This window comes from Desmospora activa DSM 45169 (assembly GCF_003046315.1).
Lineage (GTDB): Bacteria > Bacillota > Bacilli > Thermoactinomycetales > DSM-45169 > Desmospora > Desmospora activa.
The window spans coordinates 1,702,217-1,719,279 of sequence record NZ_PZZP01000001.1; the positions used below are offsets into that span (position 1 = coordinate 1,702,217).

20 protein-coding genes are annotated in these 17,063 nt (G+C 51.5%); 3 read left to right on the forward strand and 17 right to left on the reverse strand.

Annotation, left to right across the window (positions count from 1 at the left end; genetic code table 11):
* Nucleotides 1-93: 93 nt before the first annotated feature.
* The 3 genes from C8J48_RS08310 to C8J48_RS08320 form a co-directional block, all read right to left on the reverse strand.
* Nucleotides 94-615, reverse strand: coding sequence for a YceD family protein (locus C8J48_RS08310; RefSeq protein ID WP_107725831.1), 522 nt, complete (start codon nucleotides 613-615; stop codon nucleotides 94-96).
* Nucleotides 616-711: 96 nt separating this feature from the next.
* Nucleotides 712-1,770, reverse strand: coding sequence for a SepM family pheromone-processing serine protease (locus tag C8J48_RS08315; protein ID WP_342748230.1), 1,059 nt, complete (start codon nucleotides 1,768-1,770; stop codon nucleotides 712-714).
* Nucleotides 1,771-2,556 (reverse strand): patatin-like phospholipase family protein, encoded by a 786-nt coding sequence (locus tag C8J48_RS08320; protein WP_107725833.1) that lies wholly within the window; start codon nucleotides 2,554-2,556, stop codon nucleotides 1,771-1,773.
* 113 nt (nucleotides 2,557-2,669) lie between these two features.
* Here C8J48_RS08320 and ylbJ point away from each other — a divergent pair, with 113 nt between their 5' ends.
* Nucleotides 2,670-3,923 carry a sporulation integral membrane protein YlbJ gene (ylbJ, locus tag C8J48_RS08325; protein ID WP_107725834.1) on the forward strand — a complete coding sequence of 418 codons (1,254 nt, stop codon included), beginning with the start codon at nucleotides 2,670-2,672 and terminating at the stop codon, nucleotides 3,921-3,923.
* A gap of 54 nt (nucleotides 3,924-3,977) precedes the next feature.
* Here the strand turns inward: ylbJ and coaD are convergent, their stop codons facing one another.
* The 4 genes from coaD to C8J48_RS08345 form a co-directional block, all read right to left on the reverse strand.
* Nucleotides 3,978-4,463, reverse strand: a complete 486-nt coding sequence (gene coaD, locus C8J48_RS08330) for a pantetheine-phosphate adenylyltransferase (protein ID WP_107725835.1) — start codon at nucleotides 4,461-4,463, stop codon at nucleotides 3,978-3,980.
* Nucleotides 4,464-4,468: 5 nt separating this feature from the next.
* A complete protein-coding gene (gene rsmD, locus C8J48_RS08335; protein WP_107725836.1) occupies nucleotides 4,469-5,041 on the reverse strand; it encodes a 16S rRNA (guanine(966)-N(2))-methyltransferase RsmD in 573 nt (190 codons plus the stop codon).
* A gap of 362 nt (nucleotides 5,042-5,403) precedes the next feature.
* A complete protein-coding gene (locus C8J48_RS08340; protein WP_107725837.1) occupies nucleotides 5,404-6,048 on the reverse strand; it encodes a hypothetical protein in 645 nt (214 codons plus the stop codon).
* A gap of 117 nt (nucleotides 6,049-6,165) precedes the next feature.
* Nucleotides 6,166-6,477, reverse strand: a complete 312-nt coding sequence (locus C8J48_RS08345) for a hypothetical protein (RefSeq protein ID WP_107725838.1) — start codon at nucleotides 6,475-6,477, stop codon at nucleotides 6,166-6,168.
* Between the two features lie 431 nt (nucleotides 6,478-6,908).
* Between C8J48_RS08345 and C8J48_RS19190 the strand changes: the two genes are divergently transcribed.
* Nucleotides 6,909-7,031 carry a hypothetical protein gene (locus tag C8J48_RS19190; RefSeq protein ID WP_281261195.1) on the forward strand — a complete coding sequence of 41 codons (123 nt, stop codon included), beginning with the start codon at nucleotides 6,909-6,911 and terminating at the stop codon, nucleotides 7,029-7,031.
* A 115-nt stretch (nucleotides 7,032-7,146) separates the two neighbouring features.
* Here the strand turns inward: C8J48_RS19190 and recG are convergent, their stop codons facing one another.
* The 6 genes from recG to C8J48_RS08375 all read right to left on the reverse strand — a co-directional run bounded on the left by recG (nucleotide 7,147) and on the right by C8J48_RS08375 (nucleotide 13,972).
* A complete protein-coding gene (gene recG / locus C8J48_RS08350) occupies nucleotides 7,147-9,195 on the reverse strand; it encodes an ATP-dependent DNA helicase RecG (protein WP_107725839.1) in 2,049 nt (682 codons plus the stop codon).
* Nucleotides 9,192-10,079, reverse strand: a complete 888-nt coding sequence (sdaAA, locus tag C8J48_RS08355; protein WP_107725840.1) for an L-serine ammonia-lyase, iron-sulfur-dependent, subunit alpha — start codon at nucleotides 10,077-10,079, stop codon at nucleotides 9,192-9,194. Before sdaAA ends, recG begins: the two co-directional genes overlap by 4 nt.
* Nucleotides 10,080-10,211: 132 nt before the next feature.
* Entirely contained in the window at nucleotides 10,212-10,868 is a 657-nt protein-coding gene (sdaAB, locus tag C8J48_RS08360) for an L-serine ammonia-lyase, iron-sulfur-dependent subunit beta (RefSeq protein WP_107725841.1), read from the reverse strand.
* Between the two features lie 36 nt (nucleotides 10,869-10,904).
* Nucleotides 10,905-11,762 (reverse strand): DegV family protein, encoded by an 858-nt coding sequence (locus C8J48_RS08365; protein ID WP_107725842.1) that lies wholly within the window; start codon nucleotides 11,760-11,762, stop codon nucleotides 10,905-10,907.
* Between the two features lie 125 nt (nucleotides 11,763-11,887).
* Nucleotides 11,888-13,597 carry a DAK2 domain-containing protein gene (locus tag C8J48_RS08370; RefSeq protein ID WP_425430476.1) on the reverse strand — a complete coding sequence of 570 codons (1,710 nt, stop codon included), beginning with the start codon at nucleotides 13,595-13,597 and terminating at the stop codon, nucleotides 11,888-11,890.
* Nucleotides 13,598-13,606: 9 nt separating this feature from the next.
* Nucleotides 13,607-13,972, reverse strand: coding sequence for an Asp23/Gls24 family envelope stress response protein (locus C8J48_RS08375; RefSeq protein WP_107725843.1), 366 nt, complete (start codon nucleotides 13,970-13,972; stop codon nucleotides 13,607-13,609).
* Nucleotides 13,973-14,420: 448 nt separating this feature from the next.
* On the opposite strand from C8J48_RS08375, the gene rpmB reads away from it, so the two are divergent.
* Nucleotides 14,421-14,609, forward strand: a complete 189-nt coding sequence (rpmB, locus tag C8J48_RS08380; RefSeq protein WP_107725844.1) for a 50S ribosomal protein L28 — start codon at nucleotides 14,421-14,423, stop codon at nucleotides 14,607-14,609.
* Nucleotides 14,610-14,759: 150 nt separating this feature from the next.
* Here rpmB and spoVM read toward each other — a convergent pair whose 3' ends face one another.
* From spoVM to rpe, 4 genes are all read right to left on the reverse strand, one after another.
* The gene (spoVM, locus tag C8J48_RS08385; RefSeq protein ID WP_107725845.1) at nucleotides 14,760-14,840 is read right to left on the reverse strand and encodes a stage V sporulation protein SpoVM; all 81 of its coding nucleotides are present in this window, start codon (nucleotides 14,838-14,840) and stop codon (nucleotides 14,760-14,762) included.
* A 104-nt stretch (nucleotides 14,841-14,944) separates the two neighbouring features.
* Nucleotides 14,945-15,598: a thiamine diphosphokinase gene (locus C8J48_RS08390; RefSeq protein ID WP_107725846.1), complete on the reverse strand. Its 654-nt coding sequence runs from the start codon at nucleotides 15,596-15,598 to the stop codon at nucleotides 14,945-14,947.
* A complete protein-coding gene (gene thiT / locus C8J48_RS08395) occupies nucleotides 15,595-16,143 on the reverse strand; it encodes an energy-coupled thiamine transporter ThiT (RefSeq protein ID WP_245891099.1) in 549 nt (182 codons plus the stop codon). Before thiT ends, C8J48_RS08390 begins: the two co-directional genes overlap by 4 nt.
* A gap of 243 nt (nucleotides 16,144-16,386) precedes the next feature.
* Nucleotides 16,387-17,061 (reverse strand): ribulose-phosphate 3-epimerase, encoded by a 675-nt coding sequence (rpe, locus tag C8J48_RS08400; RefSeq protein ID WP_107725847.1) that lies wholly within the window; start codon nucleotides 17,059-17,061, stop codon nucleotides 16,387-16,389.
* Nucleotides 17,062-17,063 lie beyond the last annotated feature (2 nt).

The following is a 17,063-nucleotide window of genomic DNA, read 5'->3' on the forward strand; positions in this document are numbered from 1 at the left end:
ATCGGGAAAAATACGGGTGGGAGCGTTACCCCCAATGTTTTGCGGTTTTAGACCGCCCTCCGCTTGTCACGGGAATAGAATGCCTGACGGGAGTCAGTCCTGATTTTTAAAGAACTCCTGCAATTTTGCCATTCGGGGATCCACCCGCTCACGATCGCAATCACAGGATTCACGGTTGCGGTTGCTGCCGCATACCGAGCACAATCCCAAACAATCCGGTTGACAAACCGGTGCCAGCGGAAGCTCCAACAGCAATGCCTCGCGAATGAAAGGAGTCAAATCAGTCGGTTGGTCCGGCTGTACCAGCCGCACATCCTCCCCTTCTTCCTCCCATGCTTCCATTTGCTGTTCATCATCGGTGAAAGCCTGGAACCATTCCATCTCCAACGGTTGCGAAAATGGGGTGAGACAGCGAGAACAGTTCAGTTTCACCCTGGTATGCTGCTTCCCTTGGACTTGGTATAACCCTTTTTCTTTCCATGCCAGTATGTTCACCTGAAGCGGATCCAGAGATAGAAGGTCGGGGTTTTCTTTTTCCAAACCCTGCAGTGTTACTTCACCCTCTAGTTCCACCGGTCCCGTGCGCCGATTCAGCTCCCGGAATATCATCCTCATAATCAACTACTCCCTTGTTCAAACAGGGTAATTATATGTCATCAGAGAGGCACTGTCAACGTTCTTTCCCTGTCAGGGGGTTGAATGCTGTTTTACTCAAGAAGTTTTTTGTGCTCCTCTCTGCTGATCAAGATATTGAACCGCTTCATTCAAGGTATGAACGGGGACAATCGCCATATCGCTTCCCAACTCTTTAGCGGTGGCTTTCGCTTTTTTTTCATTGGAATCCTGCGGCTCTACATCAGCCGGTACAAAGAAAATATCTGCGTGTTCCCGTTCGGCAGCCAGTATTTTATGCTGAATTCCGCCGATCTGACCCACATCCCCGTCGGGGGAGATGGTACCGGTCCCAGCCACCTGCAGTCCATTGGTCAAATCACGATCACCTAATTGATTCAAAATTTCTAGTGAGAACATTAAACCGGCAGATGGACCGCCAATTTTATCCGCTTGTATGGAAACCTTCGGATCAGTCTCCACTTTTCGCAATGTGACCGGTTCAATCCCGATGCCAGGACGATCTTCTCCACCGGATGCTGCCAGGGAAGCGAGTGTAAGTGTGGTCTCTTCTTTGTCACCGTTACGATTAAAAAGCAGCTGCACCTGTTCACCCGGCTTTTTTTCACTTAGATAAGTCAACAAATCTTCAGCTTGCCCAATCTTGTGATCATCCACTTGTTGGATGATATCTCCTTCCTTCAATGCCTCGGCGGCAGGCATTCCACTCAACACACGAAACACCTCCACCCCCAGCAATCGCTCTTCGGCCGGTCGCCCCGCTTGGCGAAAAGCAGCCAAAACAGCATTTTGCTGAGATTGTCGCATCACCTCTTCCTGCATATATTGATAGTGCTCTGGATCCTCCCCTTGCCCCAACACATCCTCTTTCGGCACCAGATCCATCCAGGAATCCACATGTGCCAACAGATAACCGATCACATTTCCTTCTCTCATCGATACTGTCGTCATATAAAAGGTTCCTTTTTCCACATTGGAAGTGTCCTCCATCTGCACCATCGGCCTCACTTCCAATGCCGACCCCGGTTGAACGATATAATAGGGCACCGGTACCATAAACAGGATCACAAAAGCGATCGCCATCGCAATCCCACCTCTAAACCACGAACGCCAACCCCTGTTCACTTGCCGTACCACTTATCGGACACCTCCCCACTCTCCGATCAGATTTCGGATCGAGTCAAGCTGCGCTCTCGCCGCCTCTTCCCCCCGCCGAATACATTCATCCACATCCGTAAATGCCGTCGGACTGATCTCCTCCAAATCAGGGTGAATCAATACATTTGCTGCCACCGAACGATGATTTAGAATTTCCCGCTCCATTACACTCAATGTCTGAGCGATCACATCAAAATACGTATCAATCCGGACCTGGGGGCTATCTGGGACCACATCGACGGCAATAATCACATCGGCACCCATCTGTTTGAGCACCTGGATCGGAATCCGGTCAATCACCCCTCCATCCACTAGCGTACGCCCTTTCCACTCCACTGGCTCAAATATTCCCGGAATCGAGATACTGGCCCTTACTGCTAAATCTGCCGGTCCATTGCGGAAAACCACCTGTTCTCCCTTTACCAAATCCGTCGCCACCACGGCGATCGGAATCGGGAAATCCTCCAAGTTCTTCCCATGAGTCAACAATCGAATTAATTCTTTTACTTTTTTCCCTATGACAAATCCCCGTTTGGGTACCGTCAGATCGAGCCAACGATTACGTGGGAGATGGATCGCCAACTGTTCCACCATATCCAAGGGTAATTCGTTGGCAAAAAGCACGCCAACCAGACTACCCATACTGCTGCCCGCAACAAAATCAACAGAGATATTCTCCTGTTGCAAAACTTTGAGCACCCCGATATGGGCCAATCCCCTCGCACCACCGGATCCTAATGCTAACCCCACTTTGGGCTTTGCCAAAACTTTTCCCTCCCTTTCAGCTCAATTCCGGTTTATCAGGTGGACAGGGGGTCTAATTTGTCCATTTCTGCGTAAACATGGTATCAACCATTTGAATGAACGGGAGGATTTCCATGCGGCCGACAAACCCCGCCCTCCAACCCCGCATCCGTTCCCTCTTGTTAGGGGCCGTTGCGCTGATTCTCGTCTTGTCACTCATTTTATACCCAGAACAAGCATTTCAAGCATCACTCAAAGGGTTAAAAATATGGTGGGATGTTGTGTTCCCTGCTCTACTTCCCTTTTTTATCGCATCGGAGATTCTGATGGGATTTGGAGTGGTTCACTTCCTCGGCGTGTTGTTGGAGCCCCTGATGCGGCCCGTCTTTCGGGTCCCCGGTACTGGCGGTTTTGTTATGGCAATGGGATTAGCTTCTGGTTATCCGATCGGCGCCAAACTGACCACCCGTCTGCGGGAACAGCAGCTGATCACCCGTACCGAAGGGGAAAGGCTCGTCTCCTTCACCAACACCGCCGATCCCTTATTTATGTTTGGTGCGGTGGCGGTCGGCTTTTTTCATGATGTCTCGTTGGGAATCGCCATCGCTGTTGCCCATTACATCTCAAGCCTGACAGTCGGGATTTTGATGCGATTTCACGAGCCCAACGGTGAATCCACACCGATCGCACCGTCGGAAAAAACATTTTTTCTCATCCGGGCCTTCCGTGAAATGCATCGTGCCCGCATCAATGATGGACGCACCCTGGGACAACTGATGGGGGACGCCATCACATCCTCCATGAACACCATTATGTTGGTGGGCGGTTTTATCATCATGTTTTCCGTGATTATCGCCGTCCTGGAATCCATCGGATTTTTAACATTTTTAGCCATGGGCATCGGTTGGATCTTGCACCTGTTGCACCTTCCTGCGCAAATGGCCCCAGCGGTTATCTCCGGCACCTTTGAAATCACGCTAGGTGCCCAGATTGCCAGCGAAGCGCCGAACAGTATCCATATGGCCTACAAAATTGCCATCGTGGGAGCGATTACCGCATGGAGCGGCTTATCCGTTCATGCCCAAGTCGCCAGTCTGTTGAGCCGGACCGACATCCGCTATGGCCCTTACTGCATGGCCCGTCTAATGCACGGATTGTTGGCGGGCTGGTTAACGCTTCTCACGTGGGAACCGATCAATCGTTATTGGTTCTCTTCCGATACCGTTGTTCCCGCTTTTCTGCAGCAATTGCCGCAAGCGAGCACATTTGCCCCCTGGGATGGGATCCGTTTAATCGCCATACTCGGTGCCTTGATTCTCGTTATACTCTTAACCATCTCTACTTTGATACACCTGGTACAATCTCTGCGGCGAAATCAGGCCCCTTGATCCATCTTGGTCGCTAACAATACGAAATAACCCCGAAAGGAAGACAAAAATTATTTACTCGCCGGTTCCATACTTCCTTTTTAAGGCATCCTCCACCACTACTGGCACGAGGCCGTTGATATCACCGCCGTATTGCGCCACTTCCTTGACGATACTTGAGCTTAAAAACGAATACTGGTTGTTGGTCATCATAAATAACGTCTCAACCTCTCCATCCAATTGCCGCATCATCGAGGCAAACTGGAGCTCATACTCAAAATCCGTCACCGCCCGCAAGCCTCGAATTATCACATTTGCCTGCCGCTTATGTACATAACGGGCCAACAATCCCTCAAAGCTATCCACTTCCACATTGTTCAAATCGGCGGTTACCGTCCGAATCAACTGTTTGCGTTCCTCAATCGTAAACAGCGGCTGCTTTTTCGCATTATGGAGAACGGCTACCACTAACTGATCAAAAACGCGTGCGCCTCTATGGATAATATCGATATGGCCATTGGTAATCGGATCGAAACTACCAGGGTAAACAGCCAATTTCACGGTTTTTACACCTCCCCATCACCATGATTTCCCAAACGATACAAATCAACCACCGTATCGCCAAATTCCAAGGAGCGAACGTTGTTGAGATTGCCATAGGAAGACAGCAGAGGGGTGTCAGCGGCATGTTCAGCCACTACTGTTCCGGATGGCTCCAGCAATCCGGACTCCCCGATTCGTTGTAACACTTCCGCCAAGATCGGTTCCCGGTACGGTGGATCTAAAAAAATATATTGAAAAACCAACTCTCGTTTGCTCAAGCTGCGCAAGGCTGCCCGAGCATCTCGACGATATACCTCGGCCTGACTTTCAAAACCGGTCTCGCGTAAATTTTCATGTATGGTCCGCACACTACTTCCGCTTTGATCGATAAATACAACTCGATCAACGCCACGACTTAATGCTTCTACCCCCAATGAACCGGAGCCGGCAAACAAATCCAAGGCCCACCCCCCGTCAAAATAGGGGCCGATTACCTGAAAAACCGACTCTTTCACCCGGTCTGTCGTTGGGCGGACTTGAAGTCCTGACACCGTTTTTAACCGTTTTCCTTTTCCTTTTCCGGCAATAATCCGCATCTTCATCCCCCAGCCTATACTCGTCAATGGAACGTTTTTATCCTACCACAAAGCCTTGACTCACGGAAATAAAGCAAAACTTCTAGCACGATCGTTTTTCTCAATCCCACATGATTAAAAAAAGCGATCGTTAGATGTATAACATTCTCTATAGAGGAAAAGATAGGGATGACGGCATCGCGAGATGCTGTCGCACTGCGGAGAAGACTTACGTTTCCCCATAAGCTCTTCCTCCGGTTTCTCCTCTCCCATTCAGTGTTCGCCGCAGGGCGAGCACCATTGACCCGCAAGCGTTGCGGGTTTTTTTTGTTTAAAAAACAGATCCTGAGGGTATGATTCCCTCAGGATCCTTCTATTTCCAATTAGCGATTTCTTCGACGTCTTCTCGCTCCCAATCTTCGGGACCGACGACCTTTGACACGGGCGCGAGGGCTTTCCACCGTTTCCAACTCATCGTATAAAGATGGAAGGTCTTCCCATCCACGATCCGGGTTGGATTTACCTGCCTCACGACGATCATTCCACTCCGTCTCTTGACGGGGTTGCTGGGGTTCTGTCCGAGGTTGTTGAAATTCTGTCCGGGGTTGTTGGGGTTCTGTCCGTCGATAGGGGGAAATATCTGCCCTAGGTCTTGCTTGTTCCCACGGTGGTGTTCTCCGCCGTTGCTCACCTTCAGGCGGTAACTCCCACGGCAGCGGCTCATCCAACCACGCATCGGGATAATATTCGTAACTCAAACTTTCCCCTCTACCGCGGTCTCCTTCTCTTGCCGGAGCATTGCGGGGATTTTGTTGACCCTCATGACTTTGCGGGGGTGTTTCCCCCCACCCCAAAAACCCAAAGATCCCTGGACCTTCCGCAGGTGGTGTCTGACTCGGTTGACCCGTGTTTCTTTTCCCTTCATTCTCCTCAGGGAGAGAGGCGGGATTCGGGTTATTCTGTACCCATTCCCACCGGTTATCTAACTCTTCCCTGGAGTTGCGCCGGTTGTTCGGACGGTTTTTCATGGAGTACTTCCTCCCTTCAAAAGGGCTTAACTGCCTGGGTTGCAGTACATTACACCATATGCCCCGGTCGTTTCACCCGTCTGCGTCATTTGCCTAGAAAGAAGAACCCAATTTGACTTATGGCACCATTCGCTTTAACATTAGCGATTCAGTAGGAGACATCACCCCTTCTGCTACCAAGTGATCCAACATACGGTATGACAACTCTCGTCGCCGGGGATGGAGCTTTAATTTTTCCATTTCATGAGAGGAGAACAGTCGGTCCATCCGCCCCTCCAGAAACTTGACTAAGCCCCAGGTCCCACGGAGTCGTCGCACTTTTTTCGCCTCCGCAACCGTCTGTTCAATCAAAGTGGTTGTAATGGCTTGCCGTCCGAGTGATCGATTAACCGTTTGTGCCAGTTCACGGTATAGGTTTGGGTTGCCCATAACAGGATCACCTCTTTGATGTGGGCTCCTCCTATATTTATGCAAACATTTCCGCCGGGGAACGTTTTAAATGGGGTGAGGAACAAGAAAATACAAATCGATGAAGTGATTAACAAGCGGATCATGAAACAGTCGGCATTTTTTTCTACTCCAGCCATAGAAATTCCCATGTATGGACAGATTCCTTCATAAAATGACAAAAAATTTTATTAGATTATTCTTTTCTATGTATTTACAGCATTGTTCTTATTTGGTACATTAGAATTAGGCCAACTACCCACTTTTATGGGACACTGCCCAACTGGCACCAACGAACCACCCTACATGAAAAAGATGAACACACCTCCTCCTGTTCGCGAACGGACAAGAACTGCGGTTGGCTCGGAAACGGCGCAACTGTCCATAAGCACGTCAGAAAGGGGGATACGAACGTGGAGAGATGGATCTTGGTGTTCTCTGCGGTCGTAAGAATGGTGGAAGCCTTATTGCAGCTGTCCCAACGATATGGACAGCGCTATAAGAGAAAAAGCCGAAAAAAAAATCCCTACTTTTAGGCAGCAGGGTTCACAGTTGTTTGAAACCCGGGGGAGTGGGGGCCCCTGGGTTTTTCAATTCACAACCCCATTATATGTGAGTGACCACATTTTAAATCTTGTCCGGTACAAAAAATCAATCCACGATTGAGGCCGCATTCTCAAACGCTTGTAGCCAACGGCGCAGTGGGGTATATTCTTCTTTTTCCCACAATACATCGGATTTTACCAAAAGCTGAGCATCAGCCCGGGCCACCTCCAGCACCTTTTGATCTTCCATCAAGTCGGCCACCTTAAATTCCGGTGTACCGCTTTGCCTGACGCCAAAGAAGTCCCCCGGCCCCCTCAGCTCCAAGTCGCGACGGGCGATCTCAAAACCGTCGGTAGTCTCGGTCATCACCCGCATCCGTTCTACTCCCGTCTCCGAAGCAGGATTGGCCACCAAAATACAGGTGGAAGCTCCACTCCCGCGTCCCACTCGCCCCCGCAATTGATGCAATTGTGCCAAGCCAAAGCGATCGGCATCGTACACAACCATCACGGTGGCGTTGGGCACATTTACCCCCACTTCCACCACCGTGGTTGAGACCAGCACCTGCACCTCATTGGCGGCATAACTTCTCATCACTTCATCTTTTTCCGCCGCAGCCATCTTACCATGGAGCAGGCCCACCCGGGTCGGAGCAAGCTCCTGTGCAATCTCTTCAAAAACCGATTGCGCGTTTTGCAAATCCACTTTTTCCGATTCTTCGATCAAGGGACAGATGACATACGCTTGACGCTTCTCTTGACACTGTTTCTGGATAAATTGGATCACCCGGGGCCATACATCCTGCTTTACCCAATACGTTTCCACTGGTAGGCGTCCAGCTGGCAATTCATCAATCGTAGAAACATCCATATCCCCATAAGCGGTAATCGCCATCGTACGCGGAATCGGGGTCGCCGTCATATAGAGGACATCGGGGTTTTGCCCTTTTTCTCGCAATAACCCCCGCTGCTTCACACCAAATCGATGCTGTTCATCGGTGATCACCAGTCCCAGATTGCGGTAAGTGACCGCCTCCTGAATCAGTGCATGGGTTCCCACCACCACATCAGCCAAGCCCATCTGCAATTGTCCCATCGCTTCCCGCCGCTCTTTGGCCTTCATGCCTCCAGTCAGCCCGATCACGCGTAATCCTCTCGGCTCTAACAATCCCTTAAGCGAATGAAGGTGCTGCTCCGCCAAAATCTCCGTCGGTACCATTAACGCTCCTTGATACCCACCCAAATGGTTGGCATATAAAGCGATGGCGGCTACCACTGTCTTACCCGATCCCACATCTCCTTGCAGGAGACGAATCATCCGCTCGGGCTCCTCCATATCCATTAAAATCTCATCCACGACCCGACGCTGAGCAGCGGTCAAAGGAAAGGGGAGATCCGCTATAAAGGCGTCTAGTCGCTGGTGATCAATGGAATGAGCGATCCCTGCCGTTTCCGTTTTCTCTAGACGTCGCCGCCACATCAGCTTAAGCTCATACAGGAACAGTTCTTCATAAACCATCCGCCGCCGCGCCTGCCGCCCTTCCTCCCAACCTTTAGGAAAATGAAGCAGCATCATTGCCCGGGCCCGTTCCATCAGTTTATAACGCGTCAACAATGCTTGCGGCAAGCACTCTTGGATCTCCCCTCCAAACTGACGAAACGCTTGCGCAATCGTTTTTCGCAACCAGGAAACGGTGACTGAAGCGTTGACGGAATAAACCGGTTCCAACCGCCCGATTTGTCGTTGCTGTTCTTCCGCCGATAAAAAGACACGCTCGACGTTCATCTGCAACCGATGGGCATCCCATTTTCCGTGAACGGTGATCGTTTGCCCCGGCATCAGTTTATTTTTGAGGAAATGCTGGTTAAACCACACAAGGGATACCGTCACCCCTTGTACCTGCATACGACAGGTAAGACGGGATTTTTTCTTGCCGTACCAGCGTGTGCTGGGGGTGCCAAACAGCGTCCCCTGAAGCGTAATTTTCTCGTCATGGGCGGCTTCCGTCAAATCGGCGAGGCGAAAATCTTCGTACCGATATGGAAAATAGGCAAACAGATCGGCGACGGAATGAATCCCAAGTGATGCTAAATCCTTAGCCCGTTTGCTCCCGACTCCCTCAACTTCAGTTACCGCTGTTGCATCCAGATTCATTCGTTATTGGGCTGCCCGAAGATCTTGCGCTCCAATGCGCGACCGGTCGGGGTTGCCGCCAACCCTCCCAATGCGGTTTCCTTTAAACTGTTGGGCATGTTTTGCCCGATTTGATACATCGCCCCAATCACCTCATCAGGGGGAATCACACTCGTCACACCGGCCATCGCCATATCAGCCGCCACCATGGCAATGGCCCCACCCATGGCGTTTCGTTTGACACAAGGCGCTTCCACCAACCCCGCCACTGGATCGCACACCAAGCCCAGCATATTTTTTAGGGCGATCGCCACCGCATTGGCTGACATCGACGGGGTTCCCCCTGCCATCTCCACCATCGCCGCTGCAGTCATCGCCGTCGCTGAACCCACTTCTGCCTGACAACCGCCGGCAGCTCCGGAAATAAAGGCGTTGTTGGCGATACAGTATCCAATCGCGCCACTGACAAACAGCGCCCGCACCATCGTTTCACGGTCAGAATTTAACCGCTCCGCCGCACTGAAGAGACAGCCTGGCAAAATTCCGCATGCGCCCGCCGTCGGCGTTGCCACCACCGTTCCCATAGCGGCATTGGTTTCCGATACCGCCGTTGCACGGGAAACAGTATCCAGCACCGCTTTTCCCGACAATAACACCGGTGCCTCTTCCATATGGCGACGAATTTTTGCGGCATCACCACCGGACAACCCGCTATGGGAATGAATTCCCTTTAATCCTTTATGAACAGCTTTCTCCATCACATCTAGATTTTTTTCCATCTGGCTAAACACGTCTGCGCGGGATTTCGCAAACGTTTCCATCTCTTTTTGGATCATCACTTCTGAGATGGATAACCCTTCCGTTTCGGCTAATTCCACTAATTCCGCCACTGTTCGAAAGTCCATATACATGGCTCCTTTATCAGCCTTTTACCTCATCATTGTAACATATTCCCTCTCGATCTTCTGTCGCCACAAAAAAGCCGCCAAAAGGCGGCTATGCCGTCTTCGACGGTTACGCTACAAACACAAAGCGGCTTACATCACTGTGACACCTGTCACTTCCGGCAACTGGGCAATCGCTTGCTCGGCGGTGTCTGAGACGGTTTGATCCGTCTCGATAATCATCAGTGCTTCGGATCCTTTCTCTTTGCGAGAAACCTGCATATACCCCACATTGATACGGTGATCCGCCAGCACGGTAGCTACTTTGGCGATCGCTCCATAGCGGTCATGGTGAGTTACCAGTAATGCTGGAGCGGTACCAGATAGCTTCAGTTCAAAACCGTTCAACTCCACGATCTCCATCTTTCCGCCTCCGATTGAGACCCCGGTCACTTCCAGCGACCCTTTTTCATCCTCCAGGAAAAGGCGAGCGGTGTTCGGATGTTCTCGTCGCTCATCCGACTCGATAAACGTTACGTTCATCCCCGCTTCTTTTGCCAAATCCAGAGAGCGAACGATCCGTTCATCATCCGTGTCAAAGTTCAACAAACCGCCGACGATGGCGATATCCGTCCCATGACCGCGATAGGTCTTGGCGAATGAGCCATACAACGTGATACCCACCCGTTGCGGCTGCCGTCCAAACAACAGCCGAGCTGCTCGCCCGATCCGTGCCGCACCAGCTGTGTGTGAACTGGAGGGGCCGATCATAACCGGACCAATGATATCGAAAACCGAACGATATTTCACACGAACACCCCCATCCTTTTTCCATTCATATCCGGATCAATCACGATTGGGAACAAGCACCACCGCAATGGCACCAGGGCCTACATGGGTACCGATCACCGCTCCGATACCGGTTAAAACCACCTCATCCAGTCCGAAGGTTTTCTTGATCTTCTCCGCCCAGCGTTCCCCTTCTTCTTGGTTGTCGGTGTACATCACCGCGCCCAAGCGGGCACCGTTGGGGGCTTTCTCCTGCAATGTTTCGAAAATACGAGCGGTCGCTTTGTTTTTGCCTCGCACTTTATCGACAGGAGTAACCTCCCCTTCATCACTGACGGAGAGGATCGGTTTAATGTTTAAGAGAGACCCCACCACAGAGGAGGCTTTGCCGATACGGCCCCCTTTTTGCAAATATTCCAGCGTATCCACTAGGAAATACAATTGGATATTTTCCCGAATCTCATTGGCGATGGCGACGCATTCATCCAACGACTTTCCTTCTTTAGCCGCTTTGGCCACTTCTACCACCATTATGCCGATGGCGTAGGAAGCCTCCTTTGAATCAATCACCGTCACCTTAAACTCATCTTCTACCATCGACTGGGCCAACAGCGCTGATTGATAAGTTCCACTGAGAGCGGAGGAGAGATGAATGGAGATGATGTCCGTATCGCCATCCTTGGCCGCTTCCCGATATTCTTCCACAAAATCGATGGGAGAAGGCTGAGAGGTGGTAGCCAATTCTGTCGCCGCTTTTAATTTCTCGTAAAACTCCTGCGGTTGAATGTCAACGCCGTCCAGATATGATTTCCCTTCTAGATGAACCTTGAGGGGAACGATGGAAATGTTAAGCTCTTCCACCAAATGACGCGGAATATCCGCTGTACTATCCGTGATCACCTGTACTTTAGTCATAGGGCACCCCCATTGGATAGGTTTGCTCAAGTTTGTTGATCCACATTTCGCCAATCAACAGACCTGATTGTTGCGCCGTCTGTAATCCGGCTGGGATGCTGCTTTTACGAGTTTAAATATACGATTTATTCCACCGAAAACAGGAAAAAGTAGAGTGGTTGGCCCCCATTGTATACTTCGCATTCCACTTCGGGATAGCTTTCTTCCATAAAATTAGTCAATTCCTTCACTTGATCAGCGGTTGCATCTTGTCCGTAAAGAATGGTGACCACATCCGCTCCGTCGGTCAACATCTCGGTCAAAAGTTGTTGGGAGGTCGCCATTAAATTGTTGCTTACCGTTTTGATTTTTCCTTCCTGAATCCCGAGGAAATCGCCTTCTTTGATGGAGCCGCCGTCGTACTGGGAATCCCGTACCGCGAAAGTCACTTCTCCCGACCGAACCGCATCCACGCTCTCCATCATCCGCCGGCGGTTTAACTCCACATCGTTCTCCACCTGAAAAGCCATTAACGCCGCCAACCCTTGGGGAATGGTACGGGTAGGCAGGACCGTCACCGGTACCTCAACCAGATCCACCACTTGTTCAGCGGTCAGGATGATGTTTTTATTATTGGGCAGGATGAAGACATGTTCGGCATAAACCCGCTCTACCGCTTGCACCAATTCCTCCGTGCTCGGGTTCATCGTCTGTCCGCCTTGGATCACTTCATCGACATGTAAGCTGGAAAAGATATCGGCAATCCCATCACCGACGGCAACGGCTACAATTCCGTGCGGTTTTTTCTTCGCGGTCACTTTTGGCGCTACAACGGGAGCCGTATGGGGAGATTCTCCTTCATACTCCAGGAGAGTGGAGTGTTGTTCCCGCATATTTTCAATTTTAATCCGGGTCAATTCGCCGAAGCGTTGGGCAAAGGTAAGCGTTTCACCCGGCTGTTCCGCGTGGATGTGTACCTTGACCAGATCATCGTCTGCCACCACCAGCAACGAATCGCCAAACTCGCCTAAATCCGTACGGAATTGTTCCTCATCAAAAGAGTATTGGCGTACTTTCTCTCCGTTCAGTTTCACGATAAACTCTGTGCAATAGCCGTGTTCAATCTCCGCTGTATCAAAGTGGGACTGGGCACTTCGCTCATGGGCGATCGCCCCCAATGATTCCAAATCCGATGTGTAGGCAGGTTCCTCGACATGGTAGGAGGTTTTATCCCCTGTCAATGCCGCTAAAAACCCTTCATAAACCAACAGCAGCCCTTTTCCCCCGGCATCCACCACATTGGCTTGTGCCAATACCGGTAACAGTTTTGGCGTTCTGTTTAGCGAGGCACGCGCCTCTTCCAGCACCGTCTCCATCAAGGGAATGATATCATCCGTCTGGCGCCCACGGCTAATCCCTTTTTCAGCCGCTTCCCGGGCCACTGTTAAAACTGTTCCTTCCACCGGTTTGATCACCGCTTTGTAAGCGGTGTCAACCCCGTGCTTCAATCCATCGGCAAATTGGCGCGGGGACAGGCTCTCCTGATCCGCTACCCCTTTGCTAAAACCGCGAAACAGCTGTGACAAAATGACACCTGAGTTTCCCCGGGCCCCCATCAGTAAACCTTTGGACAAGGCCTCCGCCAACTGTCCGACATGAGTGGAACCAGCCGCCGCCTTTTTTTCCAGCTCTTTAACACCGGAAGTTAAGGTGAGATTCATATTGGTCCCCGTGTCACCGTCCGGAACCGGAAAGACATTGAGCGCATTGACCATGTCCACATTTTCATTGAGTCTCTTGGCACCTGCGCGGATCATTTGTGTAAATAACGTAGCGTCAATCTGCTGTACCAACAGTGGTCCCCCTTAGTCTTCGTTCACCAGCCGAACCCCTTGAACAAAAATATTAACCCGGGTCACTTGCAGCCCGACCATCTGGTTCAAGGTATACTTCACCTTGGACTGCACATTATGGGCCACTTCGGAAATCTTCGTTCCATAACTGACGATAATGTGCATATCGATCTCCGTTTCATCGTCCGCAGTACGGACTTCAATCCCTCTGCTCCAGTTTTCCCGACCCAGCAGTTCGGCGATTCCGTCCTTCAACTGGCTGCGGGACGCCATCCCAACCAGACCATAACAGTCCAAAGCGGCCACGCCAGCGACGGTGGCAATCACTTCGTCGGATACTTCGACTTCACCGTATTGTGTCGATACATCCAAAGTCATCATTATTCCTCCTCGGTAAGAGAGGGTTCCTCCTATGTAGCAACGCCCGGTTTCGATGATAAAAAGCGCTCCTCAATTCAGCATTGGTTCCGCTCTCATACCTAGTATAGGGTTGGTCCGATCATACGACAAGGGCTCGGTCGACAGAGATCTCTGAACCCGCATGGTCGAAGGCTTCCACGCCCTTGAAATATGAGAAAGTCTATTCCCAGACCGACAGCGAGCCGTCCTTTTGCCTCTATCTTCCCCAGTCGCACGGTGACACAATCATCATACCGAAGGGGCTGTCTTCTTGCAAGGAAAAGAGAGGTATGCTAAAATGGATTAGTATTTTGTTGCCAGGATCCCGGTTCATCCGGGATTACGGGGAAAAGACCCGGACCCTCCTCTAATAGGGAAGCCGGGTTTCACTTTTGTTCTCCCAAATAGAGTGGAGGAGGTGGGGAACATGGCACGTCGTTGCTACGTCACCGGCAAAGAGGGGCACGCCGGCAACAAGGTGAGCCACTCCAACCGGAAAAACCGCCGCAAATGGGGCGCAAACGTGCAAAAGGTGCGCATCCTGGTGGACGGCAAACCGAAGCGCGTCTATGTCAGCACTAAAGCCCTAAAATCAGGCAAAGTGACCCGCGTCTAATGCGGATCCAACACAAAAAGCACCCGCGATGCGGGCGCTTTTTTTGCATGCAAAAGCCGCAACCGCCCGGTTTCCCAGGCGATCGTTATTGGAATGATGGATCAGTTCGGTGTTCCGCCCCCACTCCTTTTCCATCGGCCCCCGCAGCCATCATTTTTTGTTAAAAACACCCAGCAGGGCTCTGACCATCCCTCCAAGGAACTTTGGGAGCTTGATGGTGTAGAATTTCACCCCGATCCCTCCTTCTCCCGGTCGGTATGAAGCACGCTTCATCCGGTCACTTATATATATTCTATAGTAGTGAAATCGTGCCTAGAACCGAACTCCAGGGAGAATCAGGGATGATCTCGGCTTTCGATCAGCAACAGCTTCCCGGTACGGACTTGGATATGCCCTTTTTCCACCTCCAGCTCATTGCTAATCCCCAGCGGGAAATCGCGGATAAGTACTGCCTCCTGCAACGGATAGCGGAATCCACGCAGGGTAACTCCCTCTACACGGGTCGTCAACGCCAACAGGGAGAGATAGCGGAAAGGAGAGGCTTCCACGGTGATCACGGTGTTGTTACCGGGGTGAAGCTGGATGCGGTTATGGGCATCCTGGATCAAACCGGAAATACCTGCATCCGCCATTCGCTCCAACAGAAACAGATTGGCCAAGGCATGATCAAAGCGAGAGCCCCCCAGCGCCCCTAACAATAAAATTTGTTGCGGACGCCGCGCTAGTGCCCAATCAACGGCATGGTGGGTGTCCGTCACGTCTTTGGCTGTGGGTAAGGAGTGTATGGGAACCCCTTTTGCTTGCAGTTGTCGATATGTCTCCACTGAAACAGTGTCAAAATCGCCGACAACCAAGTCGGGAACCCGTCCTGCCTCCAACAGATGAACTGCACCGGCATCCACACCGACCAGCATATCATCGGAGCGAAGCAGGGCCGCCTCTTCCTCTGACCAACACCCACCGGCGACGATAACGATACGTTGGCTCATTGCGGTCGGGTCACCAGTTGCGGCGCTTTGGCGAGCAGCGTCACCATCACCATGATGGAGATGATCATATCCGGAACGATATAGGAGACATTGTAAAGGAAGGAGTACAAGACAGGGGAGAAACCTTCCGGAGCAAATTCGCCAAACCAGATGACACCGGCAGTGAAGTGGGCCGCCAACCGCATCAAACCGGCAATACTGACCGCCAGTGCTACCTTGCCCAGCTGCTCTCCCAGCGGTGCCTCTCGCAATTTTACTAATCCAGCCAAGCCCAACGCGGCAAAAGCGACGGGATAATCCAGCACCACTTGAACCGGATGGACGATAAAGGGGGCGATCATCAAATCCAACATCCCCACGATCAGACCGGCAGTCACCCCCGCCCCCCAACCGCGCCGAAACGCCAGGACGACGATCGGCACCATCACCAGGCTAATGGAGCCACCCTGCGGCCACAGTTTAAGCGCAATTGTATTATTTAAAATAACGGCAATCCCGGCGATCATCGCGATTTCCAACAAGACAACCAATGGACGCTGCGACACGAGAAACCCTCCTTAACCGTTGATCGTTTGATCTATTAAAAACTCTGACCCTGCCTTCTTCACTGTAGCAGTCTACCTTATCCGTCTCACTCAATCGATCGTAAAGTAAGACTCATACCGAAGGTCAGCTTCTAGTTTCATACGGGTAGTGTGCCCTTCGTATGGCTTGCCCGCTTTTTCTCCCCTTCAGTAGTTCCGCTGAGAGGAGTAGCGAAGGGGATTTCATTTATATAACAACCGCATTCATTCCCGCCCAACTCCCGCCTCAGCTGCAGTACGGATCGCTGTAAGCGCTTGACGGCGATCCGGTTGGGCAAAGACGGCGGAACCGGCAACCAATACGGTCGCTCCGGCAGCAGCGGTGGTGCGGGCGGTGTCGTGATTGATGCCACCGTCCACTTCGATTTTAACATCAGTCAAACCCCTCTCCTGCAATAAGCGGGCCGTTTGCGCAATCTTACGCGTAACCGCCGGGATAAACGCTTGTCCGCCAAAGCCGGGATTAACCGTCATCAGCAGAATCATGTCCACCTCATCCAATACCGGCTCAATCGTCGCCACTGGTGTAGCTGGATTCAAGGCTACCCCCGCCTTGGCTCCCTGCTCCCGGATAAAAGCGAGGGTTCGGTGTAAGTGAGGACACACCTCCTGGTGAACCGTAATCCAATCTGCCCCGGCTCGAGCAAAGGTGGGAATCATTTGATCCGGCTGTTCAATCATCAAATGGACATCCAAAGGCAACTTCGTATGCGGGCGAATCGCCTCCACCACCAAGGGGCCCATGGTCAGATTGGGAACAAAGCGGCCATCCATCACATCCACATGAATCCAGTCGGCTCCGGCTTGTTCCACCTCGCTGATCTCCTCTCCCAGACAGGCAAAGTCCGCTGCCAGGATAGACGGTGCCAATGTTATCATGA

Coding starts and splice junctions, on each gene's coding strand:
- C8J48_RS08310 (WP_107725831.1), bottom strand. CDS start 615: ATGAGGATGATATTCCGGGAGCTGAATCGGCGCACGGGACCGGTGGAA.
- C8J48_RS08375 (WP_107725843.1), bottom strand. CDS start 13,972: ATGACTTTGGATGTATCGACACAATACGGTGAAGTCGAAGTATCCGAC.
- C8J48_RS08390 (WP_107725846.1), bottom strand. CDS start 15,598: ATGAGCCAACGTATCGTTATCGTCGCCGGTGGGTGTTGGTCAGAGGAA.
- C8J48_RS08340 (WP_107725837.1), bottom strand. CDS start 6,048: ATGAAAAACCGTCCGAACAACCGGCGCAACTCCAGGGAAGAGTTAGAT.
- C8J48_RS08345 (WP_107725838.1), bottom strand. CDS start 6,477: ATGGGCAACCCAAACCTATACCGTGAACTGGCACAAACGGTTAATCGA.
- C8J48_RS08365 (WP_107725842.1), bottom strand. CDS start 11,762: ATGACTAAAGTACAGGTGATCACGGATAGTACAGCGGATATTCCGCGT.
- rpe (WP_107725847.1), bottom strand. CDS start 17,061: ATGATAACATTGGCACCGTCTATCCTGGCAGCGGACTTTGCCTGTCTG.
- sdaAA (WP_107725840.1), bottom strand. CDS start 10,079: ATGGACTTTCGAACAGTGGCGGAATTAGTGGAATTAGCCGAAACGGAA.
- rsmD (WP_107725836.1), bottom strand. CDS start 5,041: ATGCGGATTATTGCCGGAAAAGGAAAAGGAAAACGGTTAAAAACGGTG.
- recG (WP_107725839.1), bottom strand. CDS start 9,195: ATGAATCTGGATGCAACAGCGGTAACTGAAGTTGAGGGAGTCGGGAGC.
- ylbJ (WP_107725834.1), top strand. CDS start 2,670: ATGCGGCCGACAAACCCCGCCCTCCAACCCCGCATCCGTTCCCTCTTG.
- rpmB (WP_107725844.1), top strand. CDS start 14,421: ATGGCACGTCGTTGCTACGTCACCGGCAAAGAGGGGCACGCCGGCAAC.